The sequence below is a fragment of the Acidovorax sp. 99 genome (assembly GCF_003096455.1).
Lineage (GTDB): Bacteria > Pseudomonadota > Gammaproteobacteria > Burkholderiales > Burkholderiaceae_C > Acidovorax > Acidovorax delafieldii.
In genome coordinates this window covers 20,051-46,594 of the sequence record NZ_QEKU01000001.1, presented here as the reverse complement: position 1 = coordinate 46,594, position 26,544 = coordinate 20,051, and the positions used below count along the sequence as shown (strand labels likewise).

The window sequence follows — 26,544 nt, the reverse complement described above, 5'->3', positions numbered from 1 at the left end:
AGATTATAAATACGAATCTATCGCATTTGCAATAAATCATTCCTGCCGACAGGGGGAAGGCACACCTGCCCGTGTGGAGCTGCCGACACCCCGGGCCTCAGATCGCGCCCGCTGCAGGCTCGTCGTGGCTGTCCAACAGCGCGGAAGTCGCTTCGGCAAGGGTGGAGCAGCCGGTCAAGGCCATGGCGACCTCCAATTCGTCGCGCAGCAGGCGCAGCACATGGGCCACGCCCGCCGCGCCCGCATTGGCCAGGCCCCAAATGGCAGGGCGACCCACCAGCACGGCGGAGGCGCCCAGCGCCATGGCCTTGAGCACATCGGTGCCGCGCCGGATGCCGCCGTCCACCAGCACCGGCACCTTGCCCTGCACGGCCTGCACCACACGGGGCAGCGCGGTGGCGGTGGCAGGGGCCGTGTCCAGCGTGCGCCCGCCATGGTTGGACACGATGAGGCCCGCAGCGCCAAGCGACACGGCCTGGCGCGCGTCGGCGGGGTGCAGCACACCCTTGAGCAGCACCGGCAGCCGGGTGATGGACTGCAGCCACGCGATGTCGTCCCACGTGGGCGCATGGTGGAGCAGGCCGTCGAACAGGGCACTCTGGCCGGGGCCCAATGCGGAAGGGGCAGGTGCCTGCAGGCCCGCCAGGTTGACCGAGCCCACGCCGGGCGGCAGCCGAAAGCCCGCACGCCGTTCGCGGTCGCGCACGCCGCTGGTGGGGGCATCCACCGTGAGCACCAGGGCCTCGTAGCCGGCCGCTTCGGCACGCTGCACCAGTGCCTGGGTGAAGCCACGGTCGGGTTGCAGGTAGAGCTGAAACCACAGCGGGCCGCGCCCCGGGTCGGGCAGGACGGCCTGGGCCACGCTCTCCAGCGACACGCTGGCCTGGGTGCTGAGCACCACGCCCGCGCCCAGCGCCGCTGCGGCATAGGCCATGGCCAGTTCGCCGTCGGGGTGCGCCAGGCGCTGGAAGGCCACGGGTGCGAGCAGGATGGGGTGCGCCAGCGTGCGGCCCAGCAGGGGCACCCGGGCGTGCCCACCCGCCAGCGGCCGCAGCACGCGGGGCCACAGGGGCAGGGCGTCCCAGGCGCTGCGGTTGGCGTGCAGACTGATCTCGTCGGCCGCGCCGCCGCTGAAGTACGCCCAGGCGTTGTCGTCCAGCTGCGTGCGTGCGTGTTGCTCGTGGTCGGCCAGGGTGACCAGGCCCGGGGGGATGGTGTGGCGTGCAGGAAATGGGGTCATACAAACAAAAATAGCACCAAGCGCTAGTGGATCATGCGCTGGGTGCTATCAAAATAATAGCTTTTGTGGGGGTGCCTCATACCCCGATCACAGCAGTGGGGTAGAGACCTGCGGTTCACACATCGGCCCACATGCGCAGCAGGTTGTGGTACGTGCCCGACAGCGCGATGGCCGACGGGTCGGTGTCGCCGTGGGTCTGGCGCAGCTTGAGCAGGGCCATGTCCATGTCGAACAGCAACTGGCGTTGCTCCAGCCCGCGCACCATGCTCTCCACCCAGAAGAAGCTGCTCACGCGGTGCCCGCGCGTGACCGGCGCGACCTGGTGCACGGTGCTGCTGGGGTACAGGATCATGTCGCCCGCAGGCAGCTTGATGCGCTTCTCGCCCAGGGCCTCGGCAATCACCAGTTCGCCACCGTCGTAGTCGTCGGGCGGCGTGAGGAACAGCGTGCACGACAGGTCGCTGCGCACCCAGCAGCTGTCGGCGCGGGAGTGCATGACGGCGCTGTCCACATGGTTGCCATAGTAGTTGGCGCCATCGCCATACTTGTTGAACAGCGGGTTGTAGATGCGGCGCGGCAGTGCGGCCGAAAAGAAGAGGGCGTTGCGATTCAACGCGGCCTTGACCAGGCCCTGGAGCTGGGCGGACAGCTCGCTGGCTTGTGCGAGCTGCAGGTTGTTTTTCTGGTGCACCGCCTGGCCGCCCGCGCTGCGGGCGCCGTCCACCCAGGGGGCGTCGGCCGCCCAGAGCTTTTGCCGGAAGAACGCGACCTCGTCGGCGGTGAGAACGTCTTGGATGTGCAGAAACATGGAGCCATTGTGAACCGGCCCCGGGCAGTGCCGGGGCCGGTTCATGCGAGGGACTTCAGAGGTGCGTCAGAAGCGTGTCTTCAGCGTCAGCTGCACAGCGCGCGGGGCGCCGGGCGTGTAGAAGCCGCGGTACAGGCCTTCGGCATACGTGCGGTCGAACAGGTTGCTGACGTTCAGTTTCAGCGAGGTCTTGTCGTCAAACGCGTACTCGGCCATGGCGTCCACCACCGCAAAGCCGCTGGCGTACACGGCGCGCGAGCCCTCGGGGTTCTGCTTGGCGCGGTATGTCAGGCCAGCACCCACACGCAGCTTGGAGGTGACGGCGTAGGTGCTCCACACGCTGCCGCTGTGCTTGGGCGTGAGGCCGGGTCGGTCACCCTGCACCTGCGCGCCGCCGCCGTTGGCGGCCAGCACCACGTTGCTCTTGTCGATCTTGGCCGACGGGATCCAGGTGTGGTTGAAGAACAGTTCCCATTGGGGCGTGAGGCGGCCCGCCAGGTTGAACTCCATGCCGGTGGCGTGGCGCTTGCCCGAGAGCAGTTCTTGCGCGGCAGCGGTGTCGGGGTCGGTGTTGCGCTCGTTGTACTTCTGGCTGTAGAAGGCGGCCACACCCAGCAGGGCGCGGCGCTCGAACAGCTCAAACTTGCCGCCGACTTCGATGTTGCGGCTCTTTTCTGGATCGGTGTTGGCGGTGCGCGCCGTGGTGGTGCCGGGGTTGCCAAACTGGTAGGTGTCGCCCGAGGTGTTGTACGAAGTGCCGTACGACAGGTAGTACGAGGTCAGCTCGTCAGGCTGGAAGATCATGCCTACGCGGGGGCTGAACAGGCTGTCGGAGCGCGAGTTGCTCAGGCTGCCTGCGGCGTTGTGGTACGCGGCGCGGAAGTTGTCGTAGCGCAGGCCGCCGACCAGCTTGAGCGTGTCGCTCAGCGAGACCGTGTCCTGGAAGTACAGGCCCAGGTTGCGCGATGCGAACGTGTTCCACTGCACCGGCGCACGGCCGTCGGCCACCCACGCGCCGTCGTTGGGCGTGCCCACCGTGGTGGTGGGGCGGGTGGTGGTGTTGGCGTAGTTCTGGTTGCGCTTGGCGTCGTCGTCGTAGTAGTCCACGCCGGTCAGCACCGCGTGCTTCTTGCCACCCCAGTTGTAGGTGTTGCTGTAGTCGCTTTGCACCTGCAGCACATTGCTCTCGCCCACGCGGCCCTTGGAGCCACGGGTCAGCACGGTGTTGCTGTTGATCTGGTCCAGCGTGATGGCGCTGTTCTGGAAGCCGATGGTGCTGGCCAGCAGGTCGCGCTCGTACTTGCCGTAGCGCAGGCGCGTGGTCAGCTCGCCGCTGTCGTCAAAGCGGTGGATGTGGCCCAGCGTGACGTACTGCGATGTGGTGTCGTTGTGGTCGCTGGCCAGGCCGTAGTACTTGCCGGCTTCCAGCGGCATGTTGATCTTGCCGTCGGCCGAGAGGCGCCAGGGGTGGTTGTAGAGCGGGCGGCCCTTGGATTCGAGGTAGTACAGCCCGACGGAGAACTCGTCGCGCGTGCCGATGCCCCAGGCAAAGGTGGGTGCAATGCCGCGCTTGTCCTGCTTGGCGCCGTCGTTGTCGTACTCCTGCACCATGGCGTTCAGGCGGAAGGCCGAGTTCTCGCCCGTCACCCAGTTGAAGTCGCCGGTGGCGCGGTGGTACTTGCCGGTGCCCAGCGTGTAGCCGGCTTCGTGCTGGTCGATCAGCAGCGGGTACTTGTTGACCTGGTTGACCACGCCGCCGGTCGAGCCCTTGCCGAACAGCATGGAGGCCGAGCCCTTGAGCACTTCGATGCGGTCGTTGTTGAAGGTGTCGCGCTCGATCAGCGGGGCGTCCTTCATGCCGTCCACATAGATGTCGCCCGCCAGGCCCAGCGAGAAGCCGCGCAGGCGCACGTCTTCTTCACCGGTCTCGCCGGACTGGAAGGTCACGCCCGCCGTGGTGCGCAGCACTTCGCGGAAGTCGTCCTGGTTGCGGTCGTTCATCAGCTTTTCGGTGAACACCGTCACGGACTGGGGGATGTCCTTGATGTCTTGCTTGCCCTTGCCCACGGTGGTCTTCTTGATGAGCAGGGTGTCCTTGCCCTGGACTTCAGCGGCTTCCTTCACCGTCACGGTGGACAGGGTGGTCTCGGACGTGCCGGTCTGCGCCATGGCGCCCATCGAGGCGGCCAGCATCAGCGCGCCCAGTGGCAGCAAAGCCCTGTCGGATTGCGAAGCCGGGGGCGACAGGGTGGCGGGAGAAGCAACGAATGCGGGAGAAGAACGCAGCATGCCGCTGCGGCGCTGGGCGCGAGATTTAGCCAAGAGGGCCTCCATCAATAGGGGTGTGCAGGTGGCGCGCAGGGGCACCAAGAGCAGGCGAGAGGCAGTGGCTAGATCAACATGGCTGTGCGTCGTCGTGCAGCTTTATGTTACATCAAATGCGGGTCATTCTCATTTGCATTGATGCGGGCGCGCCACACTTCGACAGGGTATGGGCGTAAAAAAACCGGCAGAGCCGGTTCTTTTACGGGTGCGACGCGGGTCGCAAAGCGCCAGGGCTTACTTGACGTGCTTGCCAATCAGGCCAGCCAGTTCAAACATGGAGACCTGGGGCTTGCCGAACAGCTCCTTGAGCTTGGCGTCGGCGTTGATGTTGCGCTTGTTGGTGGCGTCCTGCAGGTTGTTGGCCTTGATGTAGACCCACAGCTTGCTGATGATCTCCGTGCGCGGCAGAGGTGCCGAGCCCACCACAGCGGCCAGCGCAGGGCTGGGCGTGAGCGCCTTCATGAAAGCGGCGTTAGGGGTCCGCTTCTTGGCGGGTGCAGCGGCCTTCTTGGCTGCTGGGGCTGTGGTTGCCGGAGCTTTTTTTGCAGTTGCCATGTTGGGTTGTCCTTGTTGGGAATAAATTTTTACCAGCGAAAACGACGCTTTCCCACTGGCAGGCTGATGCTAATGGGAAAAAAACGCGTTTCCAAGGGAGAAACGGCTTTTTTTGCCTCGATTTGTAGCGGTGGCGCCGCGCACCCCGCAGCAATAGGCCGCCAAGGCGCGCCAGGCTTGACAAACACGCGGCAGAGGGCGGGTTTCAAGTGCAGTACCCCGGGGGTATCTTCTGGGGGCGGCGTTGGGCACCGCGTCTGGGGTGGGTGCTGCTGCAGCACAATCTTGCACAACAGATTTGCCGCTCAACGAACGCGGCTGGCCCGCAGGCGTGTACCCCCGGCGGGGGCGTTCGGTGTGGGGTTCGTGCTCGCCGCTGCCGTTGGTGCGGGTTTGATTGTTGAAACCGTCTGATTGACTGAAAGGATCTTGGAATGGCTGCAGCTTCGCCTCTTCCCCTCACGCCGTTTGCCACCTGCGACTTTTGTGACGTCCACAAAGGCGACACCAGCGGTGCGTTCCGCGTGCTGCCCCCGGTGTTCCAGAGCTTTGGGGGCGTTGCCGCGTTTGCGGGCCCCGTCACCACCGTCAAGTGCCACGAGGACAACACCCAGGTCAAGGCGGCTGTCGAGTCAGCAGGCGAGGGCCGGGTGCTGGTGGTGGATGGCGGCGGTTCGCTGCGCCGGGCCCTGGTGGGCGGCAACCTGGCGGCAGCCGCCGCCCGCAATGGCTGGGCCGGCATCGTGGTGGACGGCTGTGTGCGTGACGTGGCCGAGCTGAACGCGGAAGCCGTCGGCATCCGCGCGCTGGCGCTGATGCCGCTGCCCACCGAGCGGCGTGGCGAGGGGCAACGCGATGTGGCTGTGTCGATCCAGGGCGTGCCCGTGCGCCCCGGCGACTGGCTGTATGCCGATGCCGATGGCATCGTGGTCAGTGCGCAGCCCTTGCACGGCTGAGGTGGGGCTGCTCGCGGCCCGTCCAGCTTCCATGGCGGGACGGTGAAGACGGTTGCCGAAGGGCAGGTCAGTCGGCGCTGCCGCCCCGCCGCCCTACGCGCAGCGCCGCGCGCGAGGGCAGGGTGGCCAGCAACACGCTGGCCAGGGCAATGACAAAGGCGACCAGTTGCAGGCCCGTCAATACCTCGCCCAAAAACAGCACGCCCACCAGCGCAGCACTCACCGGCAGCATGACCGAGAAGACACCGCCTTGCGCAGCGGGCACGGCCTTGAGCCCGGTCATCCACAGCCACACCGTCCACATGCAGGCGGCCAGCGCATAAAACAGCAGCAATAGCCAGGTGCCCCATCCCACCGAGGCAAACGGGAAGTCCAGCGCCAGGTACAGGCCAAACGGTGTCGTCAGCACAAAGCCCCACAGGTTGATGAGCGAGGTGATGCGCTTGGGCCCCAGGCTGCCGGTGAGCTTCTTGCCGATCACCGTGTAGGCGGCCTCGCAAATCACTGCCCCCAGCAGCAGCATTTGGCCCCACCAGGCATCGTTTGCAGTGTTTTTGGCTCCAAGCGCAGGTTCCATATGCGCTGCGTGCTCTGGTTTTGATAGTGAGAACAGGGCAATGCCCACCACGGCGCAAAGCACTGCCATCCAGGTGCGGGGCGCCACCCGCTCGCCCAAAAATGCCCAGCCCATCAACGCCACCGCAGCAGGAATGGCCGCCATGGTGACGCCTGCCGAAACCGCATCGGTCAGGCTCACGCCGTAGATCATGCAGATGGTGAACAGAAAGTTGCCCAGAAAGGACTCCAGGAACAACAGCCGTTTCGTCTGTGGTGACAGTGGCGGCTCGTTGCCGGGCTTCTTGAGCCAGTGCAGCATGGCGATGCCCCCGATGCCAAAGCGCATCCAGGCCAGCAAGAGCACGGGCAGCACGGCCGCGAGCGGTTTGGAGAGCGCCACATAACTGCCCACCAGCGACATGCTGAGGGCCAGACACAGATAGGCGAAAGGGCGGCTGGGCGGGGGCGTATTCACTAGACTGGGACGTTGTTCAAACAAAAAAGACTGCGCATCATGCCCGAGCCTTCTTCGCCAATTGCAGCCCCACGCCATGTGTTTGTGTACGGCACCTTGCGCCGTGGCGGGTCGAACGACATTACGCGCTTGTTGCCTGCGCCGCGCTGGGTGGGGTTTGCGCAAGTTGCAGGGATGCTGTTCCACCTGGGGGCTTACCCCGGCATGACCCTGGGCGGCGACCGGCCGGTGCATGGCGAGGTGTACGTCATCGAGCCTGCGCTGGAGACCGTTCTCGATGCCATCGAAGGACTGGGCGGGGATCACCCGACCGATGAGTACCTCAAGCGCGAAATTGCGGTGACGGTGGAGGGCCAAGCGCTGTCTTGTCTGGTGTACGAGATCCATCCCCGATATGCGCAGGGCGCACGCCAGATCGAGCATGGTGACTGGCTCAGGGCAGTTGGCGCTACACCCATCTGAATTCTCACAATACGAAAGTTGAATTTCTTGATGTGGGATGCGATAGATGTTGCATTGCCGCAATTTTTCTCGATATGAGAAATCAATTTCTGTATTGAGAAATCACGTGTTTAAGTGGTTGTTTTGAAAGAAGAAAATTTATCTCTTCTATAAGACATAAGAGCTTGCGCAAGTCTTATAGAAGACTTAAAGTTGTCTTCAAGGGCGGCACACAGCAGCCCGGCGTTTTCAACCAACCCCTGGAGTGATCTCATGCCCCAATCCCTCAACGAACAACTGAGCCGCGAACAGCAAATTGCCGCCCTGGAAAAAGACTGGGCGACCAACCCCCGCTGGAAGGGTGTGAAGCGCGGTTACTCCGCTGCCGACGTGGTGCGTCTGCGTGGTTCGCTGCCCATCGAGCACACGTTGGCCAAGCGCGGCGCTGAAAAGCTCTGGGACAAGATCAACGGCGGTGCCAAGAAAGGCTACGTCAACGCTTTCGGCGCCATCTCTGCCGGTCAAGCCATGCAGCAGGCCAAGGCCGGCCTCGAAGCCGTGTACCTGTCGGGCTGGCAAGTCGCCGCTGACGGCAACACATCCGAAACCATGTACCCCGACCAGTCGCTGTATGCGTATGACTCGGTGCCCACCATGGTTCGCCGCATCAACAACACCTTCAAGCGCGCCGACGAAATCCAGTGGGGCCGTGGCATCAACCCCGGCGACAAGGAATTCATCGACTACTTCCTGCCCATCGTGGCGGACGCGGAAGCCGGTTTCGGCGGCGTGCTGAACGCCTTCGAACTCATGAAGAATATGATCCAATCGGGCGCTGCCGGCGTGCACTTCGAAGACCAACTCGCTGCCGTGAAGAAGTGCGGCCACATGGGTGGCAAGGTGCTGGTGCCTACGCAGGAAGCCTGCGAAAAGCTGATCTCCGCACGTTTTGCTGCTGACGTGATGGGCGTGTCCACCATCGTGCTGGCCCGCACCGACGCAGAAGCCGCCAACCTGATCACGTCCGACCACGACGCCAACGACAAGCCCTTCCTGACCGGCGAGCGCACGCAAGAAGGCTTTTACCGCGTGAAGAACGGCCTGGAACAAGCCATCAGCCGCGGCGTGGCCTACGCTCCCTATGCCGACCTGGTGTGGTGCGAAACCGGCGTGCCAGACATCGGCTTCGCCCGTGAATTTGCGCAAGCTGTGCACGCTGCCTGCCCTGGCAAGCTGCTGTCGTACAACTGCTCGCCTTCGTTCAACTGGAAGAAGAACCTCAACGACAAGCAGATCGCGTCGTTCCAGGAAGACCTGTCGGCTCTGGGCTACAAGTACCAGTTCATCACGCTGGCCGGTATCCACATCAACTGGTTCAACACCTTCCAGTTCGCCCATGCATACGCCCAAGGCGAAGGCATGAAGCACTACACCGAGATGGTGCAGGAACCTGAATTCGCAGCACGCGAAAAGGGTTACACCTTTGTGTCGCACCAGCAGGAAGTGGGCGCAGGCTACTTCGACGACGTGACCACGGTGATCCAGGGCGGCTCGTCCTCCGTGAAGGCCCTGACGGGTTCGACCGAAGAAGAGCAGTTCCACTGATCTGCGGGGCTCAGCGCCGCTTCGTTGTGGCGCCAAATGCACTCGAAAAAGCCCGAAGCAGATGCTTCGGGCTTTTTTTCTGGGTGCTAGGGTTAAAATCTGGCGAAATTCACTGCACAAGAGCGAGAAAGGCAATCTGGTTATGACACCGCGAACTACATCGGAGATGTTGACCGGCCGTTGAGGCTGGCTGTTCGCGCCTGCACGAGATTGCACACACCTCCAAAAAGCGCGGACCTGTTCCGCGCTTTTTTGTTTCCTGGGCCTGGCGCGTGCCCGCACCCATTGCACTGATCACAGAGAAAGAGTTGCTCCCATGATTCACATCACGCTTCCCGACGGTTCACAGCGCGAGTTTCCGGGCCCAGTCACCGTGGCCGAGGTGGCCGCCTCCATTGGCGCCGGTCTGGCCAAAGCCGCCCTGGCGGGCAAGATCGGCGACAAGGTGGTGGACACCAGCTACCAGATCACGGCTGACAGCGCGCTGTCCATCGTGACGGCCAAGGATGCGGATGGCCTGGAGGTGATTCGTCACTCCACCGCTCACTTGCTGGCCTACGCGGTCAAGGAACTGTTCCCTGACGCGCAGGTCACCATCGGCCCGGTGATCGAAAACGGCTTTTATTACGACTTTGCCTACAAGCGCCCCTTTACACCTGAAGACCTGGTGGCGATTGAAAAGCGCATGGCCGAACTGGCATCCAAGGACGAGCCCGTGGTGCGCCGAGTGCTGCCGCGTGACGACGCCGTGGCGTATTTCAAGGACCTGGGTGAGCACTACAAGGCCGAGATCATCGCAAGCATTCCCAGCAACGAAGACGTGAGCCTGTACCGCGAAGGCAATTTCGAAGATCTGTGCCGCGGCCCTCATGTGCCCAGCACCGGCAAGCTCAAGTTCTTCAAGCTCATGAAGGTGGCGGGCGCCTACTGGCGTGGTGATCATCGCAATGAGATGCTGCAGCGGGTCTATGGCACGGCCTGGGCTACCAAGGATGAGCTGCAGCAGTATTTGACGATGCTGGAGGAGGCCGAAAAGCGCGACCACCGTAAACTCGGCCGCGAGCTGGATCTGTTCCACATCGACGAACACTCCCCTGGCACAGTGTTCTGGCACCCCAAGGGCTGGACGGTGTGGCAGGAGGTGGAGCAATACATGCGCCGCGTGTACCGCGACAACGGCTACCAGGAGGTCAAGGGGCCGCAGATCCTGGACCAGGGCCTGTGGGAGAAAACAGGGCACTGGGACAAATACCGCGAGAACATGTTTGTCACGGAGTCGGAAAAGCGCGACTACGCACTCAAGCCGATGAACTGCCCCGGGCACATCATCATCTTCAAACAAGGTATCAAGAGCTACCGCGACCTGCCTTTGCGGTTTGGCGAGTTCGGCCAATGCCACCGCAATGAGCCGACCGGGGGGCTGCACGGCATCATGCGCGTGCGTGCTTTCACACAGGACGACGGCCACATCTTCTGTACCGAAGACCAGATCCAGTCTGAAGTCGTGGCGTTCACCACGTTGCTGCAGAAGGTTTACAAGGACTTCGGGTTCACGGACATCATCTACAAGCTGTCCACACGGCCTGAGAAGCGAATCGGTAGTGAGGAAAGCTGGGACCGCGCCGAGAACGCCTTGGCGGAGGGTCTAAGGGCATCCGGTTGCGAATTTGAATACCTGCCCGGAGAGGGCGCCTTTTACGGTCCCAAGATCGAGTACACGCTCAAGGACGCGCTGGGGCGCCCCTGGCAGTGCGGCACGATTCAGGTGGATCCGAATATGCCCGAGCGCTTGGACGCAGAGTTTGTGGGTGAAGATGGCGCCCGCCATCGGCCCATCATGCTGCATCGCGCCATCGTTGGTAGCTTGGAGCGCTTCATTGGCATTCTGATCGAGCAGCACGCGGGTGCCTTGCCTACATGGCTCGCTCCCGTGCAGGTTTCGGTGCTCAACATCACGGACGCTCAGTCCGATTACTGTCGTGAAATCGCAGCAAAACTGCAAAAAGCGCTGCCCAATCAAGGCCTTAGGGTGGCCCTGGATCTGCGCAATGAGAAGATTACGTATAAAATACGGGAGCATTCGATGCAAAAGCTGCCCTACATCCTCGTCGCAGGCGACAAGGAAAAGGCAGCCGGCGCCGTCGCAGTGCGAGCCCGAGGTAATCGTGATCTCGGCGTGATGTCTGTGGATGCGTTCATTGAATTGATCGCTAACGACATCGCCACCAAAGCCTGATTTTGAACACAAAAACTGCTTTGCCGCTCGCGGACTGTGCGGAAGTAGCTACTTTATTTGTAGCATTTTGATTCAAGGAAGATAGCCATCGCTACTGAATTTCGTGATCGTCGCCACCGGGAAGAGCGCAAGCACCGCCTGAACCGTGAAATCATGGCCCCGGAAGTCCGCCTTTCCGGGCCAGACAACGAGCCTTTGGGTGTTGTCAGCCTCATGGAGGCCTTGCGCATGGCCGGTGAGCTGGACGTGGATCTGGTGGAAATCGCCGCTACGGCTAATCCGCCGGTATGCCGCCTCATGGACTATGGCAAGTTCAAGTACCAAGAGCAAAAGCGTGCGGCAGAAGCCAAAGCCAAGCAGACGGTCATTGAGATCAAGGAAGTCAAGTTCCGCCCCGGAACGGACGATGGCGACTACAACATCAAGATGCGCAACATCCGCCGCTTTTTGGCGGATGGAGACAAGTGCAAGATCACGCTGCGGTTCCGCGGTCGTGAAATCACGCACCAGGAACTCGGCTTGGCTTTGCTGAACCGGATTCGTGACGAGTTGGCTGACAGCATCATCATTGAGCAGTTTCCTAAGTTGGAAGGCCGCCAGATGATCATGATGATTGCTCCGGGCAAGAAGAAGCCCGCGGCCAAGCCAGCGGCTGAAGGCGCTGCCCCTGCAACGGGTGCGGCGGCGTAGGTTTGCCAGTCAGTGTCAGATTTCGAGCGCCACGCCCGAAGGGGCGGGGTGTTTGAAAAGGTGGGGCTTTCGAGCACTGCCGACCGGAAGGTGAAAGCCTTTCGATAAAAGTGGCTCGGGGCCAACAAGTTTGCAGATCGGTTTGCAAACGCCTCACGAGCACAACGAAAAAGGAGCATTCACATGCCCAAAATGAAGACCAAGAGCAGCGCGAAAAAACGTTTCCGCGTTCGTCCAGGTGGTACCGTCAAGCGCGGTCAAGCCTTCAAACGTCACATCTTGACCAAGAAGACCACCAAGAACAAGCGCCATCTGCGTGGTGCGGTTGCTGTGCACGAGACCAATATGGGCTCGATTTCACAGATGCTGCCCGGCATGGGCGTTTAATTTACTGACGAACAAGGAGTACATACATGCCTCGCGTCAAACGTGGTGTAACGGCCCGTGCCCGTCACAAGAAAGTTCTCGCCCTTGCCAAGGGTTTCCGTGGTCGCCGCGGTAACGTCTTCCGTATCGCCAAACAGGCGGTAATGAAGGCTGGGCAATATGCCTACCGTGACCGCCGCACCAAGAAGCGCGTGTTCCGCCAGTTGTGGATCGCCCGTATCAACGCCGCTGCCCGTGAACTGGGCCTGACCTACAGCCAGTTCGCCAACGGCCTGAAGAAGGCATCCATCGAGATCGACCGCAAGATGCTGGCCGACCTCGCAGTGCACGACAAGGCTGCCTTTGGCAGCATCGTGGAGCAAGTCAAGGCCAAGCTGGCTGCTTGAGTTCACGATGAGCGGCTATCGTTCTGATAGCTGCTTGCGCAATAACAGCAAGGGCTAGGGCTTGAAAAGGCACTAGCCCTTGTTCATTTTCAAGAGTCGATATGAACGAGTTGGATTCCCTGGTCGAGAGCGCGACGCAACTGTTTGCCCAAAGCGCAACCCCTGCTGACCTCGAAAACGCCAAGGCGCAGTTTCTGGGCAAGTCAGGTCGCGTGACCGAGCTCATGAAGGGCATGGCGCAGCTGTCCGTCGAGGAAAAGAAATCCCGCGGCGCAGCCATCAACGTTGCCAAGCAGGCCATCGAGGCTGCACTGACCGCTCGCCGCCAAGCTCTGGCCGATGCCGAACTTCAATTGCAGCTCAAGGCCGAAGCACTGGACGTGAGCCTGCCAGGCCGCCAGCGCGGGCAGGGTGGCTTGCACCCGGTGTCGCTCACGCTTGAGCGCATCCAGGGCATCTTCGGTTCCATGGGTTTCGACGTCGCCGAAGGCCCCGAGATCGAGACCGACTGGTTCAACTTCACAGCATTGAACACGCCGGAAGACCATCCTGCGCGTTCCATGCATGACACGTTCTATGTGGAGGGCGGCACTGCCACCGCTCCCAACCTGCTGCGCACACACACCAGCCCCATGCAGATCCGCCATGCGGTCCAGCATGTCAAAAAGCACCGGGCTGCGCTCGATGCAGGTCAGGCGATGCCCGAGATCCGCGTCATTGCACCCGGCCGTACCTACCGCGTGGACAGCGACGCTACGCACTCGCCCATGTTTCACCAGTGCGAAGGTCTCTGGATTGGTGAGAACGTGAGTTTCAAGGACCTGAAAGTCATCTTCACGGATTTCTGCCGCACGTTCTTCGAGAGCGATGATCTCGTGTTGCGCTTCCGTCCCAGTTTCTTCCCGTTCACAGAGCCCAGCGCCGAGATCGATATCCAGTTCCAGACGGGCCCGCTGGCAGGCCGTTGGCTCGAAGTGGCTGGCTCGGGCCAGGTGCACCCCAACGTGGTGCGCAACATGGGTCTTGACCCTGAGAAGTACATCGGCTTTGCATTCGGCATGGGACCCGACCGCCTGACCATGCTGCGCTATGGCGTCAATGACCTGCGCCTGTTCTTTGACGGCGACATCCGCTTCCTGTCGCAGTTCCAGTAAAGCCCGCCGACTTCGCGCCGTGCGCGTGCCCTGTGGCCGTGCTGCGCACCTTCCGTACAAGAGTGTCCGACTATGCAATTTCCTGAATCCTGGTTGCGTGAGTTCTGCAACCCCCCTTTGACGACGGCCGAGCTGGCCGAAACGCTGACGATGGCCGGCCTCGAGGTGGAGGAGCTGCGCCCCGTGGCCCCGCCTTTCACCAAGATCGTGGTGGGTGAGATCAAGGAGGCGGTACAGCACCCAGACGCCGACCGCCTGCGTGTGTGCCAGGTGGACGTGGGGCAGGACGCCCTGCTGAACATCGTTTGTGGTGCGCCCAATGCCCGCGTGGGTATCAAGGTGCCTTGTGCACTGGTGGGTGCCGAGCTCCCGCCGGGTGACGATGGCAAACCTTTCCTCATCAAGGTGGGCAAACTGCGCGGCGTGGAAAGCCAAGGCATGTTGTGCTCCGCCCGTGAGCTCAAACTGTCAGAGGACCATGGAGGCCTGCTGGAGCTGGATGCCTCAGCCCCCGTGGGCCAGGACATCCGCGAACACCTGAACCTGGACGACACGCTGTTCACGCTCAAGCTCACGCCCAATCTTGCGCATTGCCTGAGCGTCTATGGCATCGCGCGAGAAGTGTCCGCATTGACGGGTACGCCGCTGAAAAATCCATCGTTCCCTGCCGTGGCCGCAAAGCTGGCGGACAAACTGCCCGTCAAAGTGAACGCGCCTGACCTGTGTGGCCGTTTCTCCGGCCGTATCGTGCGCAACGTGAATACGCGGGCTGCCACGCCTCAGTGGATGCTCGATCGCCTGGCACGCTGTGGCCAGCGTGGTGTGTCGCCGCTGGTAGACATTTCCAACTATGTGATGTTTGAGTTGGGGCGTCCTTCGCACATTTTTGACCTGGACAAGATCCATGGTGGCCTAGACGTGCGCTGGGGAAAGCCGGGTGAGCAGCTGAAGCTGCTCAATGGCAACACCATCACAGTGGATGACAAGGTGGGCGTGATCGCCGATGACAGCCAGGTGGAATCGCTGGCGGGCATCATGGGCGGAGACGCCACGGCGGTGTCTGATGACACCCGGAACATCTATATCGAGGCGGCTTTCTGGTGGCCCAAGGCGGTGGCAGGCCGTTCGCGCCGCTTCAACTTCTCGACGGATGCCGGCCATCGTTTTGAGCGCGGCGTGGATCCGAGCCTGACGGTGGAGCACATCGAGCGCATTACCCAGCTCGTCATCGACATCTGCGGTACGGCCGATACAGCATGCGGCCCTATGGACGACCAAGTGGTCAACTTGCCTGTGCCACAGCCCGTCACGCTGCGCGTGGCGCGTGCTGCCAAGGTCATCGGCATGCCGCTGACGCAGGTGCAATGCGCCGACGCGCTGACCCGCCTGGGCCTGCCGGTGGTGCAGGGCGAAGGTGCGCTCACGGTCACGCCGCCGTCATTCCGTTTCGATATCACCATCGAGGAAGACCTGATCGAAGAAGTGGCCCGTATGGTGGGCTACAACAACCTTCCGACCACTCCACCGCTGGCACCCATCACGCCTAAGCTGGCGCTCGAGGCCACGCGCAGCCCGTTTGCGGTGCGCCGTTCGCTGGCAGCCCTGGGGTATCAGGAAACGATCAATTTCAGCTTTGTGGAAGAGCGTTGGGAGCACGAGTTGGCCGCCAACCCGCAACCCATCAAGCTGCTCAATCCGATCGCAAGTCAGATGAGCGTGATGCGCTCGACTTTATTGGGTTCTCTGCTACAAGTTTTGAAGTTCAACCTGGACCGCAAGGCCGAGCGGGTGCGCGTCTTCGAACTGGGCCGTGTGTTCCTGCGCGACGGCGGCGTGCGCAACACCGACACCACGGTCGAAGGCTTTCACCAGCCCATGCGCGTGTCGGGCCTGGCGTATGGTCCGAACGACATGCTGCAGTGGGGGCGCAAGGACCAGGCCATCGACTTCTTTGATGTGAAGGGGGACGTGGAAGCGCTTCTGGCCCCCCTGCGCGCAACGTTCGAGCCCGGCACCCACCCTGCCATGCACCCTGGCCGTTGCGCCCGCGTGCTGGTCGATGGGCGTGCTATTGGCTTCGTGGGCGAATTGCATCCACAGTGGCGCCAGTCGTGGGACCTGCCTCAGGCGCCTGTGATGTTCGAACTGGAGCTTGACGCCGTGCTGAAGCGTGTGGTGCCTCAGTTCAAGCCGGTGACCAAACACCAGGCTGTCGAGCGCGATTTGGCCGTGGTGGTGGCAGAGCGCGTGACGCACGCCGACATCATGGGTGCGGTAGAGCAGGCCGTTCCGGGTGGCATGCTCCGCTCTGCCGTGCTGTTTGACGTGTATCGGCCTAAGGCGCTGCGGGCGGGCGAAGAGGCGCCTGCGAGTGGCTTGGCCCCCGGCGAGAAGAGCCTGGCCGTGCGCCTCACTCTGGGGCGCGATGAAGCCACGCTCACCGAGGCGGAAATCGACGCAGCGATGCAATCCGTGATCACTCAGTTGACGCAGCGCACGGGCGCCCGTCTGCGGGTGTGATGATGTCCAAGGGGAGTGACGAGCCATGATCGAATTCGCAGTTGAAAGCCTGGAAACACCGGCACTGACCAAGGCGCAGTTGGCGGATCTGTTGTTCGATCAGATCGGCTTGAACAAGCGCGAGTCCAAGGACATGATCGATGCCTTCTTCGACTTGATTGCCCAAAGCCTTGTCGAAGGCAAGGACGTGAAGCTTTCGGGGTTTGGTAACTTTCAGATCCGGACCAAGGCTCCCCGTCCCGGGCGCAATCCCCGCACGGGCGAGGCCATACCCATCAAGGCGCGTCGCGTGGTGACTTTCCATGCCAGCAGCAAGCTCAAGGAGCAGATTCAGACGGCCGCTGTTGCGTGAGTTTGTGCTGTTTTTGTTGCCAAGATGTTCTTGGTGGCTGGCGGTGCAGGCTGGTCTGCAGTACGCTTGAAAGCTTTCCCGTTTGAACACGCATCTCATGGGCACCACCCTCCCTTCCATTCCCGCCAAGCGATACTTCACGATTGGTGAGGTTGCGGAGCTGTGCGGCGTCAAACCGCATGTTTTGCGTTACTGGGAGCAGGAGTTCACGCAGCTGCGGCCCATGAAGCGGCGTGGCAATCGGCGTTATTACCAGCACCATGAGGTGCTGATGATTCGCCGCATCCGTGATCTGCTGTACGACCAGGGCTTCACCATCAGTGGAGCGCGCAATCGCCTGCAAGAGCTTGCACATACTGCGCGAGAAGTTGTTGGGTCGGACGAGGCTTCTCTGTCGCAGGACGCAGAGCCACCCAGCATGCTGGTGGATAGCGCGCGCGACCTTTCTATTGTTGCCGCGGGCTTCTCCCTGGACTCCAACGCAGTGCGCCAAGAATTATTTGAAATTCGTGCGCTACTTTCTCTGAACTGAGCTTTTTTCTGCATATAATCTAAGTCTTGTCGGCGTGTAGCGCAGCCTGGTAGCGCACTTGCATGGGGTGCAAGGGGTCGCGAGTTCGAATCCCGCCACGCCGACCATTGATAGCAAAAGCCCAGAGCCGAAAGGTTCTGGGCTTTTTTGCTTTTCTCCTCCGCTGGTTTTAACGGCGTCAGCGTTGCGGTTCGGTGGTGGCGCATCGCTCCATGCACACACTGTGCTCGCGTGCGGCGACGTCAGGCGCCCTTGCCGGTGGCATCGGCAGTGCAGTGATGACGGGGCCTGGGAGGGGCGCAACAACACGCCCACGATGGGCATGGAGACCTTCATGATTGATGGCTTGGTAGCCGGACGGCTTTACGGTGAGGCGGAGCGCCGCACGGACAAAGCGGGCAAGGCCTACACCTTGGCGAAGGTGAGAGCCAGCACGGCGGAGGGCGAAGTGCTTTTCATCAACGTCATCGCCTTTGACGAGGGTCTCTGCGCGTCGCTTCACCAGTTGCGCGACGGTGATTCAGTGGCGCTTTCTGGCAGCTTGAATCCTCGTGTCTGGACGGACAAACAAGGCAACGCGAGGCCCGCGCTGGATATGGTGGCACACCGGTTGATCAGCCTGCCGCTCTCTGGCATCGAGCAGTAGGCATATGCGGCGCAAGCTGTGTCACGGGATGACAGGCGGAGCAGTGCGCGCCCACAAGCGCACCCGGACTAGGCGCTGTACCTAGCCTGTCTTGCGAGGGCTGCCTTTGGGTGTGGGCGCGAAGCCCAATGCTTTGAGCTCATCCTCGCTCATGTGTAGCTCTGTCAATTCGGGCTGGCGCGCCTCGATGGCTCGGCGCCGCTCGAAATTGGTGGGAGGACCTTTTTCTTCCTGGCGGCGATCCTTGCCGGTGCGGCGGTCCATGCTGCCTCTGCGTTCGACACTCATGATGGTGCTGGTAGTGGAGGTGTGAGACTTTGGTGTGCGGTCTGTTGCCAGTTGACCAAGCAACCTGTGGTGGCAACCTGAAGCGCACAGTCTGCATCAGTTGCCGATGTTTGCAAACACCTAAGCTGCCATCTGGCGGATGCAACACACGCGCGACACCATTGTTGACGATGGCGGTGGCCGCACCAAGTGGCGGCGCTTCCAGTTGGCAACGCTGTATCGCATGTTCCGGCAGTGGGTTGATCTGCGCCACCCATTGGTCGCACCGCCAGTTCTTGTTGTCCAGCGGTGGGCGAAGTTGTTGCTCCGGAGCGGCCAATGAAAAAGCCCTGACTCTTGCGAATCAGGGCTTTTCATTTGGTGCCGGAGAGATGAATCGAACACCCGACCTTCTCATTACGAATGAGCTGCTCTACCGACTGAGCTACACCGGCTTAGCCTTGGATTATAGCGTGGAATGGTAGCTGGTCACGCGCTCCACCTCATTTTTTGAGCCGAGGATCACGCTGACGCGCTCATGGAGCTGGGTGGGCTGGATATCGAGGATGCGTTGCTTGCCATTGGTGGCTGCACCACCGGCTTGTTCTACCAGCCAGCCCATGGGGTTGGCCTCGTACATCAGGCGCAGCTTGCCAGGCTTGTTGGGCTCGCGTTTGTCCCACGGGTACATGAAGACGCCACCACGGGTCAGGATGCGGTGCACGTCGGCCACCATGCTGGCGATCCAGCGCATGTTGAAGTCCTTGCCGCGCGGGCCTTCCTTGCCCTGCAGGCATTCGTCGATGTAGCGCTTCACAGGCTCGTCCCAGTGGCGCATGTTGCTCATGTTGATCGCGAATTCCTTGGTGTCCTCGGGAATGCGGATGTTCTCTTCGGTCAGCACGAAGGAGCCTTGTTCGCGGTCCAGCGTGAACATCGCTACGCCGTCACCCACGGTGAGCACCAGCGTGGTCTGCGGGCCGTAGATGCAGTAGCCCGCGGCCACTTGCTGGGTGCCGGGCTGCAGGAAGTCGCCTTCCTCCACGCCACGGTCGCCATCGGGTTTTTTCAGCACGCTGAAGATGGTGCCGATGCTCACGTTCACGTCGATGTTGCTGGAGCCGTCCAGGGGATCAAACAGCAGCAGGTATTCGCCTTGCGGATAGCGGTTGGGCACCAGGTAGATGCCGTCCATTTCTTCCGAGGCCATGGCGGCCAGGTGACCGCCCCATTCGTTGGCTTCGATCAGCACTTCGTTGGCGATGATGTCGAGCTTCTTCTGGATCTCGCCCTGCACGTTTTCGCTGCTGGCCGTGCCCAGCACGCCGCCCAGTGCGCCCTTGTTCACGGCGTGGCTGATGCTTTTGCAGGCGCGGGCCACCACTTCCAGCAGCAGGCGCAGTTGCGAGGGAATGAGTCCGTCGACCCGTTGTTGTTCAACAAGGTAGCGGGTCAGGCTGATGCTTTTTGCCATGTCAGTCTCTTCTGGGGCGTGGTTTATTCGGCGAGTGCGCGGGTCACTACCTCGCGCACATCGTTGGACAGATCAGGCTTGGCGGCCACACGAGCAATGGCCTCGCGCGCGGCGCTGCGCCAGGGGGCCGCCAGCTTCTTCCAGCGGTCGAGCGCGCGCGCGAGGCGGGCCGCAACCTGCGGGTTGATGGCGTCCAGCTCGATCACGCGGTCGCTCCAGAACACGTAGCCCGCAGCGTCCGACCGGTGGAAAGCACCGGGGTTGGCGCTGCAGTAGCTGAAGATCACGCTGCGTGCCCGGTTGGGGTTCTTGAGGCTGAAGTCCGGGTGCGAAATGAGCTGGCGCACGGCGGGCAATACGTTGCCGCCACGGTCTGGCGCACCCGCTTGCAGTGCAAACCACTTGTCGATGACCAGGGGCTCGTCCTTGAACAGTGCATGGAAGCGGGCGAGGGCGGGTGTGGCCAGTTCGCTGCCGCTGGCCACCAGGGCCGTGAGGGCGTTGAACCGGTCGGTCATGTTGCCCGCGACCTTGAAGCGCTGGTACGCCTTGCCAGGCCAGACCACATCGCCTGTCTTCTGCGCGGCAATGCACAGCATGTGCAGCGCCAGGCCACTGAGTGCGCGGCGGCCGGAGGAGACGGGGTCGGGGCGATAGCCGCCGGTGTCCTGGTTCTGTTCCCAGACGGTTTCCCAGTCGGCCTGCAGCGCCAGCGCCAGTTCCTCGCGCATGGCTTCACGCACTGCGTGGATGCGCTGCGGGTCCACCACATCCAGTTGCTCGGCGATGTACGTCTCGGATGGCAGCGTGAGCACCAGCTCCTTGAACGCAGCGTCCAGGGCCGGGGCGCGCAGCACGCTGCGCATGGCCTCTACAAACGCTGTCGACAGGATAGTTTGCTCAAATCGGCCGGTAGCGCCGGTTGTATATGCTTCATTTGCTATTGTATTAATAGCAATTCGCAGTGCCAGGCGCTGCCCAGCTTCCCAGCGGTTGAAAGCGTCGGCGTCATGCGCCAGCAGCGTGAGCAACTGCGCGTCGGTGTAGTCGATGTCCAGCACAACGGGGGCACTGAACCCGCGCAGCAGCGACGGCACCGGCTCTGCATCCAGATTGGTGAAGGTCAGGGTCTGCGATGCCTCGGTTAGCACCACCACCCGTGAGGTGGTGGGGGCTGCGCCTTCTGCAGCGCCGTCACCTGCGAGGTGCAAGGGCAGGGCGGCACCGGTAGTGGCATCGATCAGGCCCAGTTCCACCGGGATGACGAAGGGCTGCTTCTCGCTTTGGCCGGGCGTAGGGGCGCAGCTTTGCGACAGCGTGAGTGCATAGCAGCGCGTGGCAGCGTCGTAGCGGCCCGTGGCGCGCACGCGGGGCGTACCGGCCTGGCTGTACCAGCGCTTGAACTGCCCAAGGTGCTGCGTGAGCGGACTGCCCGGGTTGGCATCGGCTATTGATTGCACAAAATCGTCGCAGGTCACGGCCTGGCCGTCGTGGCGCTCGAAGTACAGCTTCATGCCCTTGGCAAAGCCTTCGCGGCCCACCAGGTTGTGCTGCATGCGCACCACTTCCGCGCCCTTTTCGTAGATGGTGACGGTGTAGAAGTTGTTGATCTCGACGTAGCTGTCGGGCCGCACCGGGTGGGCCATGGGGCCCGCGTCTTCGGGGAACTGGGCAGTGCGCAGCACGCGCACGTCCTCGATGCGCTTGACGGCGCGGGCGGACGGGCTGCCCGCGAGGTCCATGCTGAATTCCTGGTCGCGGAAGACCGTGAGGCCTTCCTTCAGGCTGAGCTGGAACCAGTCGCGGCAGGTCACGCGGTTGCCCGTCCAGTTGTGGAAGTACTCGTGGCCGACCACGCTTTCGATGTTGGCAAAGTCGGTGTCGGTGGCCGTGGATTCGCTGGCCAGAACGTACTTCGTGTTGAAGATGTTCAGGCCCTTGTTCTCCATGGCGCCCATGTTGAAGTCGCTGGTGGCGACGATCATGAAGCGCTCCAGGTCCAGCGGCAGGCCGAAGCGGGCTTCGTCCCAGGCCACGCTGTACATTAGCGAGTTCATGGCGTGTTCGGTCTTGCCCAGATCGCCGGGGCGCACGTAGACCTGCAGCAGGTGGTCGGTGCCCGAGCGGCTCTTGATCTTCTGCTCGCGGGCCACCAGCTTGCCTGCGACCAGGGCGAACAGGTAGCAGGGCTTCTTGTGCGGGTCCACCCACTTGGCAAAGTGGCGGCCGTCTTCCAGGTCGCCGCTGTCCACCAGGTTGCCGTTGGACAGCAGCACCGGGTACTGGGCCTTGTCGGCGCGCAGCGTGACGGTATAGCTGGCCATCACGTCCGGGCGGTCCAGGAAGTAGGTGATGCGGCGAAAGCCCTCGGCCTCGCACTGCGTGAAGAAGGTGCCCTGGCTCACATACAGGCCCATCAGCTGCGTGTTCTTGGCGGGGCAGCAGGTGGTGAAGATTTCGAGCGCAAAGGGCTCGGCGCCTTCCGGCAGGTTCTCCAGCACCAGGCGGGTGCCTTCCATCTTGAACGAGGTGCCCTGGCCGTTGACCAGTACACGTGCCAGGTTCAGGTCATCGCCATCGAGCTTGAGCGGCTGCGCGGCCACGTCGGGGTTGCGGCGCAGCGTCATGCGGTTGAGCACGCGTGTCTTGTTCGGGTCCAGGTCGAAGGTCAGCTCGACGCTGTCGATCCAGTAGGCGGGGGCGGTGTAGTCCTCGCGGCGGATGGCGATGGCCGGGGCCGCGCCGTCTCCGCTTCCGTCGGCTTTATGCAGTTGCAACATGGATGCTCTCCAGAAAGTCGGTGTTCATGAGTTCGGTGTAGTCGCGCACGGCGGCCAGCACATGGGGCCCGGCCAGTTGTTCGGGCGTGTGGGTGCTGCAGATGGCCACGGCACGCATGCCCGCGCGGCGCGCTGCCTCGATGCCGAAAGGCGCGTCTTCAAAGACGATGCAATGCTCGGGGGCTGCCGCGATGCGGCGTGCCGCCTCCAGGAAGATCGCGGGCTGGGGCTTGCCGGGCAGGCCCTCATCGCCACGCACGATGGCCTGGGGCGCGGGTTCCAGGCCCAGGTGGCCCAGTGCGAATTCCACGTTGCCGATGTCACCCGCGGTGCCCACCGCCACCTTGAGACCACGCGCGCGCACCTGGGCCGCAAACTGGCGAAAGCCCGCCACTTCGGAGAAACGCGGGGCGAACAGCTCGCGGTAGATGGTTTCTTTTTCGTGCGTGAGCGCGTCGGCCTCGTCCTGCGACACGGGGCGCCCCAACAGTTCCACGATGCACTCGGTGCCATTGCGGCCCGTGGTGCGGGCCATGAGGTCGGGCACGTCGATGTCCATGCCCCGGCGGCGCGCGAACTCGACCCACGCCTGGGCGTGCCAGGGCATGGAGTCGATCATGGTGCCGTCCATGTCGAAGATGATGGCGTCGGTGCGCATCCGCATCGCTCAGACGCCTTGCTTCAACGAAGCTTCGATGAAGGCGTCCAGGTCGCCGTCCAGCACCTTCTGTGTGGCCGAGATTTCAACGTTGGTGCGCAGGTCCTTGATGCGGCTGTTGTCCAGCACGTAGCTGCGGATCTGGTGTCCCCAGCCCACGTCGGTCTTGGTATCTTCCAATTTCTGTTGCTCTTCCATGCGCTTGCGCATCTCGAAGTCGTACAGGCGGCTGCGCAGGCGCTGCCATGCCACGTCGCGGTTGCTGTGCTGGCTGCGACCGTCCTGGCACTGCACCACGATGCCGGTGGGGATGTGCGTGAGTCGCACGGCCGAGTCGGTCTTGTTGATGTGCTGGCCGCCCGCGCCCGATGCGCGGAAGGTGTCGGTGCGCACGTCGGCGGGGTTGATGTTGATCTCGATGGAGTCGTCGATTTCGGGGTACACGAACAGCGAGGCGAACGATGTGTGGCGGCCGCCTGAACTGTCGAACGGGCTCTTGCGCACCAGGCGGTGCACACCGGTTTCGGTGCGCAGCAGGCCGAAGGCGTACTCACCCTCGATCTTGATCGTGGCGCTCTTGATGCCGGCCACGTCGCCGGGGGTTTCTTCTTCGACCGTGGCCTTGAAGCCCTTGCGTTCGGCGTACTTGAGGTACTGGCGCAGCAGCATGCTGGCCCAGTCGCAGGCCTCGGTGCCGCCAGCACCTGCCTGGATGTCCACAAAGCAATTGAGCGGATCCGCCTCGTTGCGGAACATGCGGCGGAACTCCAGCTCTTCCACCGCTGCGCGCATCGTGGCGGCTTCCGACTCGATGGTCAAAAGGCCGGCTTCATCGCCTTCCTCTTTGCTCATCTCATACAGCTCGGCGTTGTCGGCCAGATCGCGGGTGAGCTTGTCCAGCGTGACCACCACGCTGGAGAGCGACTTTTGTTCCTTGCCCAGCTCCTGGGCCTTCTTGGGGTCGTTCCAGACGGAGGGGTCTTCCAACGATGCGTTTACCGTGCGCAGGCGTTCAAATTTGGCATCGAAGTCAAAGATACCTCCGTAACTCTTGCGTGCGCAGAGCCAGGTCGCTGAGGGTGGTGCCGATGAGGTTGATGCGTTCTGCGTCCATGATTCTTGTCCTGCGTGTTCTGTGGAATAACCCACGATTTTCTCATGGGAAGGGCAAGAGCCCTGGCAATGCCCTTTGCGCCGGGCGGTCGCCGCAGTGGCGCGTGAAGCCCGTCGGGCAATCCACCGGGAAAATGTCAAAAATGATAGCTAATCAGGCAATATCCACTAGCGCTTGCGGGCGCAAGGACTTCAAATTGCCTCAGGCAGCACCCAAAAACGCTTCGATCAGCTGGGCCACCTGCTCCGGCTGGTCATGGTGCAGCATGTGGCCCGCGTCTTGCACGACGGCGGTGCTGCAGGTACGCACATGGGTCAGGCGCTGGTGGTATTCGTCCAGGGTGTACCGGCCGTTCCACCACTGGCCCAGGCTGTCGCCGTCGGCCTCGATGGCCAGCACGGGGGCCGCAATGCGCTCGTAGATGGCCAGGGCCTCGTCCGCGCGGTACAGCTGCGCGCTGGTGATCTTGTGGGCGGGGTCGCCCAGGATTTCCCACTGCCCCTGCGCGTTGGGTCGCGCCCAGTGCTGGGCCAGCCATTGGGCCTTGTCTTCGGACAGGCGGGGGTTGGTCTTCATCAGGCGGCGGGCGACGCCGTCGGCACTGTCATAGGTCTTGAGCTCCTTGGTGCCCTGGTGCAGCTGCTTGATTTCGTCGATCCATTGCGCGTAGCGGGTGGGCGCCTGCGCGGGGCGTGTGGCGGGCAGGCCAAAACCTTCCAGGTTGACGAGCTTGCGCACGCGCTCGGGCCGCACACCGCCATACATCATGGCCACGTTGCCGCCCATGCTGTGGCCCACCAGGTCGATGGCTTCGCCGGGGGCATAGTGGTCCAGCAGCAGGTCCAGGTCGGCCAGGTAGTCGGCAAACACATAGTGGTCCACCGGTGCACCGGTGGTGAGGCCAAAACCGCGCCAGTCCGGCGCGATGATGCGGCGTGGTTGCCGCAGCGCGTCCACCGTGAACTGGTAGGAGGCACTGACGTCCATCCAGCCATGCAGAAGCACCAGCGTGGGCAGGTCGCTTTGCTCGGGGCCCCAGTGGCGGACGTGGTAGTTGAGGTGCCGCAGCGCCAGTGTGCTGCTGCGCGAAGGGGTGAGGACTTGGTACATGCTGTGCCAATGTTACGTTGCCGCCACGCTGGCGGGGCGCCCTGCGGTGTCACCAAGGAGTCCGGCGTCCGGCAGGTTTTGGCGATCGCTTGTACCATCGCCAGCCGGGGCCGCAGCAGGCCCTGATTACTTTTCCACCTTCTGGAGCCTTCACCGCATGAACACCGTCCGCTTGGGTCAGAGTGACCTGCTTGTCACCCCCATTTGCCTGGGCACCATGACCTTCGGCGAGCAGGTCAATGAGGCCGACTCGCATGCCATCCTGAGCCAGTCGCTTGCGCGCGGCGTGAACTTCATCGACACGGCCGAGATGTACGCTGTGCCCGCCAAGGCCGAGACCTTTGGTGCCACCGAGACCATCATCGGCAACTGGTTTGCCAAGAACCCTGGCGCGCGCCAGAAGCTGGTGGTGGCGACCAAGGTGGCCGGCCCCTCGCGCGGCATGCCCTGGGTGCGCGAGGGCAAGGGCATGACCCCGGCTGACATCGTGGCGTCGTGCGAGGCCAGCCTGCGTCGCCTGCAGACCGATGTGATCGACCTCTACCAGATCCACTGGCCCGAGCGCCATGTGCCAGCGTTCGGCAACCTGTATTACGACCCTTCCAAGGAAACCTCGCAAACCCCCATTCGTGAGCAATTGGAAGCGCTGGCCGGGCTGGTGAAGGCGGGCAAGGTGCGCTACATCGGCCTGTCCAACGAAACCCCTTATGGCGTGCACGAGTTCGTGCGCCTGGCCGAGCAGCATGGCCTGCCGCGTGTGGCCACGGTGCAGAACCCGTACTGCCTGATCAACCGCACCTGGGAAAACGGACTGGATGAAACCTGCCACCGCCTGGATGTGTCTCTGCTGGCCTATTCGCCCCTGGGTTTTGGCCTGCTGACGGGCAAGTACGACGAAAGCGGCATTACTGGGCCCAATGCCCCGCAGGGTGCGCGCATTGCATCGTATGAATCCGTGCGCAAACAGCGCTGGGGCCGCCCCGAGGCGCTGGAGGCATCGCGCCGCTACAACGCGCTTGCCCGCGCCAACGGCATGACGCCCACGCAGATGGCCCTGGCGTTCTGCTACACCAAGTGGCAGGTGGCCAGCACCATCATCGGCGTGACGTCGGTGGCGCAGCTGGAGGAAGACCTGAATGCCTGGGGCACCACGCTGTCGCCCGAGGTACTTAAGGCCATCGACGCGATTCGCTGGGAGCAGCGCGACCCTGCTTTATGACCGAGGCGGCGCATGGCCCTGTGACTCTGCAAGAGCAAAACAAAGGGGCCCGCAGG

Annotated in this window: 24 protein-coding genes and 2 tRNA genes; 14 read left to right on the top strand and 12 right to left on the bottom strand. The window is 62.6% G+C overall.

The genetic code is table 11. The features are described 5' to 3' along the window. Nucleotides 1–97: 97 nt before the first annotated feature. From C8C95_RS00265 to C8C95_RS00250, 4 genes are all read right to left on the bottom strand, one after another. Complete coding sequence (locus tag C8C95_RS00265; protein ID WP_116747255.1) at nt 98–1,240, bottom strand: alpha-hydroxy acid oxidase; 1,143 nt, start codon at nt 1,238–1,240, stop codon at nt 98–100. A gap of 115 nt (nt 1,241–1,355) precedes the next feature. Further along, on the bottom strand, nt 1,356–2,048 hold the full coding sequence (locus C8C95_RS00260) for a Fe2+-dependent dioxygenase (protein WP_056063818.1): 693 nt from the start codon (nt 2,046–2,048) through the stop codon (nt 1,356–1,358). A 66-nt stretch (nt 2,049–2,114) separates the two neighbouring features. Then, nucleotides 2,115–4,337, bottom strand: a complete 2,223-nt coding sequence (locus C8C95_RS00255) for a TonB-dependent siderophore receptor (RefSeq protein WP_116750077.1) — start codon at nt 4,335–4,337, stop codon at nt 2,115–2,117. Between the two features lie 270 nt (nt 4,338–4,607). Further along, nucleotides 4,608–4,928 (bottom strand): SWIB/MDM2 domain-containing protein, encoded by a 321-nt coding sequence (locus C8C95_RS00250; RefSeq protein WP_015014555.1) that lies wholly within the window; start codon nt 4,926–4,928, stop codon nt 4,608–4,610. A gap of 434 nt (nt 4,929–5,362) precedes the next feature. Between C8C95_RS00250 and rraA the strand changes: the two genes are divergently transcribed. Beyond that, a complete protein-coding gene (gene rraA / locus C8C95_RS00245; RefSeq protein ID WP_056063808.1) occupies nt 5,363–5,884 on the top strand; it encodes a ribonuclease E activity regulator RraA in 522 nt (173 codons plus the stop codon). Nucleotides 5,885–5,951: 67 nt separating this feature from the next. Here rraA and C8C95_RS00240 read toward each other — a convergent pair whose 3' ends face one another. Beyond that, nucleotides 5,952–6,917 carry a DMT family transporter gene (locus tag C8C95_RS00240; protein WP_116747254.1) on the bottom strand — a complete coding sequence of 322 codons (966 nt, stop codon included), beginning with the start codon at nt 6,915–6,917 and terminating at the stop codon, nt 5,952–5,954. Between the two features lie 39 nt (nt 6,918–6,956). Here C8C95_RS00240 and C8C95_RS00235 point away from each other — a divergent pair, with 39 nt between their 5' ends. From C8C95_RS00235 to C8C95_RS00180, 12 genes are all read left to right on the top strand, one after another. Beyond that, nucleotides 6,957–7,379: a gamma-glutamylcyclotransferase family protein gene (locus C8C95_RS00235; protein ID WP_116747253.1), complete on the top strand. Its 423-nt coding sequence runs from the start codon at nt 6,957–6,959 to the stop codon at nt 7,377–7,379. Nucleotides 7,380–7,631: 252 nt separating this feature from the next. Further along, nucleotides 7,632–8,963 (top strand): isocitrate lyase, encoded by a 1,332-nt coding sequence (aceA, locus tag C8C95_RS00230; protein WP_055402695.1) that lies wholly within the window; start codon nt 7,632–7,634, stop codon nt 8,961–8,963. A 316-nt stretch (nt 8,964–9,279) separates the two neighbouring features. Further along, nucleotides 9,280–11,199, top strand: a complete 1,920-nt coding sequence (thrS, locus tag C8C95_RS00225; protein ID WP_116747252.1) for a threonine--tRNA ligase — start codon at nt 9,280–9,282, stop codon at nt 11,197–11,199. A gap of 81 nt (nt 11,200–11,280) precedes the next feature. Then, nucleotides 11,281–11,889, top strand: coding sequence for a translation initiation factor IF-3 (gene infC / locus C8C95_RS00220; RefSeq protein WP_082522461.1), 609 nt, complete (start codon nt 11,281–11,283; stop codon nt 11,887–11,889). Between the two features lie 183 nt (nt 11,890–12,072). Then, complete coding sequence (gene rpmI, locus C8C95_RS00215; RefSeq protein WP_008904041.1) at nt 12,073–12,276, top strand: 50S ribosomal protein L35; 204 nt, start codon at nt 12,073–12,075, stop codon at nt 12,274–12,276. 26 nt (nt 12,277–12,302) lie between these two features. Next, the gene (rplT, locus tag C8C95_RS00210) at nt 12,303–12,662 is read left to right on the top strand and encodes a 50S ribosomal protein L20 (protein WP_005795139.1); all 360 of its coding nucleotides are present in this window, start codon (nt 12,303–12,305) and stop codon (nt 12,660–12,662) included. 101 nt (nt 12,663–12,763) lie between these two features. Further along, entirely contained in the window at nt 12,764–13,816 is a 1,053-nt protein-coding gene (gene pheS / locus C8C95_RS00205) for a phenylalanine--tRNA ligase subunit alpha (RefSeq protein WP_056063795.1), read from the top strand. Nucleotides 13,817–13,888: 72 nt separating this feature from the next. After that, complete coding sequence (gene pheT / locus C8C95_RS00200; protein ID WP_116747251.1) at nt 13,889–16,336, top strand: phenylalanine--tRNA ligase subunit beta; 2,448 nt, start codon at nt 13,889–13,891, stop codon at nt 16,334–16,336. A gap of 25 nt (nt 16,337–16,361) precedes the next feature. Further along, nucleotides 16,362–16,688 carry an integration host factor subunit alpha gene (locus tag C8C95_RS00195; protein ID WP_056063789.1) on the top strand — a complete coding sequence of 109 codons (327 nt, stop codon included), beginning with the start codon at nt 16,362–16,364 and terminating at the stop codon, nt 16,686–16,688. A 97-nt stretch (nt 16,689–16,785) separates the two neighbouring features. After that, nucleotides 16,786–17,220, top strand: coding sequence for a MerR family transcriptional regulator (locus tag C8C95_RS00190; RefSeq protein ID WP_116747250.1), 435 nt, complete (start codon nt 16,786–16,788; stop codon nt 17,218–17,220). Nucleotides 17,221–17,250: 30 nt separating this feature from the next. Further along, nucleotides 17,251–17,327, top strand: a tRNA-Pro gene (locus tag C8C95_RS00185). A gap of 227 nt (nt 17,328–17,554) precedes the next feature. Further along, a complete protein-coding gene (locus C8C95_RS00180) occupies nt 17,555–17,866 on the top strand; it encodes a single-stranded DNA-binding protein (RefSeq protein WP_056746726.1) in 312 nt (103 codons plus the stop codon). An 81-nt stretch (nt 17,867–17,947) separates the two neighbouring features. On the opposite strand, the gene C8C95_RS00175 is transcribed toward C8C95_RS00180, so the two are convergent. The 7 genes from C8C95_RS00175 to C8C95_RS00140 form a co-directional block, all read right to left on the bottom strand. Further along, nucleotides 17,948–18,130 (bottom strand): hypothetical protein, encoded by a 183-nt coding sequence (locus C8C95_RS00175; protein WP_056746441.1) that lies wholly within the window; start codon nt 18,128–18,130, stop codon nt 17,948–17,950. A gap of 382 nt (nt 18,131–18,512) precedes the next feature. Beyond that, a tRNA-Thr gene (locus C8C95_RS00165) sits at nt 18,513–18,588 on the bottom strand. Between the two features lie 11 nt (nt 18,589–18,599). After that, nucleotides 18,600–19,607 (bottom strand): class 1 fructose-bisphosphatase, encoded by a 1,008-nt coding sequence (locus C8C95_RS00160; protein ID WP_063460605.1) that lies wholly within the window; start codon nt 19,605–19,607, stop codon nt 18,600–18,602. A 23-nt stretch (nt 19,608–19,630) separates the two neighbouring features. After that, nucleotides 19,631–22,387 (bottom strand): aminopeptidase N, encoded by a 2,757-nt coding sequence (gene pepN / locus C8C95_RS00155; protein ID WP_116747248.1) that lies wholly within the window; start codon nt 22,385–22,387, stop codon nt 19,631–19,633. Further along, nucleotides 22,371–23,045, bottom strand: coding sequence for an HAD family phosphatase (locus tag C8C95_RS00150; protein WP_056746407.1), 675 nt, complete (start codon nt 23,043–23,045; stop codon nt 22,371–22,373). The genes pepN and C8C95_RS00150 overlap by 17 nt, the downstream gene beginning before the upstream one ends. A gap of 9 nt (nt 23,046–23,054) precedes the next feature. Further along, a protein-coding gene (gene prfB / locus C8C95_RS00145) for a peptide chain release factor 2 (RefSeq protein ID WP_099730502.1) occupies nt 23,055–24,159 on the bottom strand; the annotation gives its coding sequence in 2 pieces (ribosomal slippage) (nt 23,055–24,077 and nt 24,079–24,159; 1,104 coding nt in all). A 201-nt stretch (nt 24,160–24,360) separates the two neighbouring features. Next, on the bottom strand, nt 24,361–25,269 hold the full coding sequence (locus tag C8C95_RS00140) for an alpha/beta hydrolase (protein WP_116747247.1): 909 nt from the start codon (nt 25,267–25,269) through the stop codon (nt 24,361–24,363). A 157-nt stretch (nt 25,270–25,426) separates the two neighbouring features. On the opposite strand from C8C95_RS00140, the gene C8C95_RS00135 reads away from it, so the two are divergent. Continuing rightward, complete coding sequence (locus C8C95_RS00135; RefSeq protein ID WP_116747246.1) at nt 25,427–26,488, top strand: aldo/keto reductase; 1,062 nt, start codon at nt 25,427–25,429, stop codon at nt 26,486–26,488. The last annotated feature ends 56 nt before the right edge of the window (nt 26,489–26,544 follow it).

Excerpts from the sequence above, each read along its gene's own strand:
- C8C95_RS00265 (WP_116747255.1), bottom strand. The coding sequence starts at position 1,240 with ATGACCCCATTTCCTGCACGCCACACCATCCCCCCGGGCCTGGTCACC.
- C8C95_RS00260 (WP_056063818.1), bottom strand. The coding sequence starts at position 2,048 with ATGTTTCTGCACATCCAAGACGTTCTCACCGCCGACGAGGTCGCGTTC.
- C8C95_RS00255 (WP_116750077.1), bottom strand. The coding sequence starts at position 4,337 with ATGCTGCGTTCTTCTCCCGCATTCGTTGCTTCTCCCGCCACCCTGTCG.
- C8C95_RS00250 (WP_015014555.1), bottom strand. The coding sequence starts at position 4,928 with ATGGCAACTGCAAAAAAAGCTCCGGCAACCACAGCCCCAGCAGCCAAG.
- rraA (WP_056063808.1), top strand. The coding sequence starts at position 5,363 with ATGGCTGCAGCTTCGCCTCTTCCCCTCACGCCGTTTGCCACCTGCGAC.
- C8C95_RS00235 (WP_116747253.1), top strand. The coding sequence starts at position 6,957 with ATGCCCGAGCCTTCTTCGCCAATTGCAGCCCCACGCCATGTGTTTGTG.
- aceA (WP_055402695.1), top strand. The coding sequence starts at position 7,632 with ATGCCCCAATCCCTCAACGAACAACTGAGCCGCGAACAGCAAATTGCC.
- thrS (WP_116747252.1), top strand. The coding sequence starts at position 9,280 with ATGATTCACATCACGCTTCCCGACGGTTCACAGCGCGAGTTTCCGGGC.
- rpmI (WP_008904041.1), top strand. The coding sequence starts at position 12,073 with ATGCCCAAAATGAAGACCAAGAGCAGCGCGAAAAAACGTTTCCGCGTT.
- rplT (WP_005795139.1), top strand. The coding sequence starts at position 12,303 with ATGCCTCGCGTCAAACGTGGTGTAACGGCCCGTGCCCGTCACAAGAAA.
- pheS (WP_056063795.1), top strand. The coding sequence starts at position 12,764 with ATGAACGAGTTGGATTCCCTGGTCGAGAGCGCGACGCAACTGTTTGCC.
- pheT (WP_116747251.1), top strand. The coding sequence starts at position 13,889 with ATGCAATTTCCTGAATCCTGGTTGCGTGAGTTCTGCAACCCCCCTTTG.
- C8C95_RS00195 (WP_056063789.1), top strand. The coding sequence starts at position 16,362 with ATGATCGAATTCGCAGTTGAAAGCCTGGAAACACCGGCACTGACCAAG.
- C8C95_RS00190 (WP_116747250.1), top strand. The coding sequence starts at position 16,786 with ATGGGCACCACCCTCCCTTCCATTCCCGCCAAGCGATACTTCACGATT.
- C8C95_RS00180 (WP_056746726.1), top strand. The coding sequence starts at position 17,555 with ATGATTGATGGCTTGGTAGCCGGACGGCTTTACGGTGAGGCGGAGCGC.
- C8C95_RS00175 (WP_056746441.1), bottom strand. The coding sequence starts at position 18,130 with ATGGACCGCCGCACCGGCAAGGATCGCCGCCAGGAAGAAAAAGGTCCT.
- C8C95_RS00160 (WP_063460605.1), bottom strand. The coding sequence starts at position 19,607 with ATGGCAAAAAGCATCAGCCTGACCCGCTACCTTGTTGAACAACAACGG.
- pepN (WP_116747248.1), bottom strand. The coding sequence starts at position 22,387 with ATGTTGCAACTGCATAAAGCCGACGGAAGCGGAGACGGCGCGGCCCCG.
- C8C95_RS00150 (WP_056746407.1), bottom strand. The coding sequence starts at position 23,045 with ATGCGCACCGACGCCATCATCTTCGACATGGACGGCACCATGATCGAC.
- C8C95_RS00140 (WP_116747247.1), bottom strand. The coding sequence starts at position 25,269 with ATGTACCAAGTCCTCACCCCTTCGCGCAGCAGCACACTGGCGCTGCGG.
- C8C95_RS00135 (WP_116747246.1), top strand. The coding sequence starts at position 25,427 with ATGAACACCGTCCGCTTGGGTCAGAGTGACCTGCTTGTCACCCCCATT.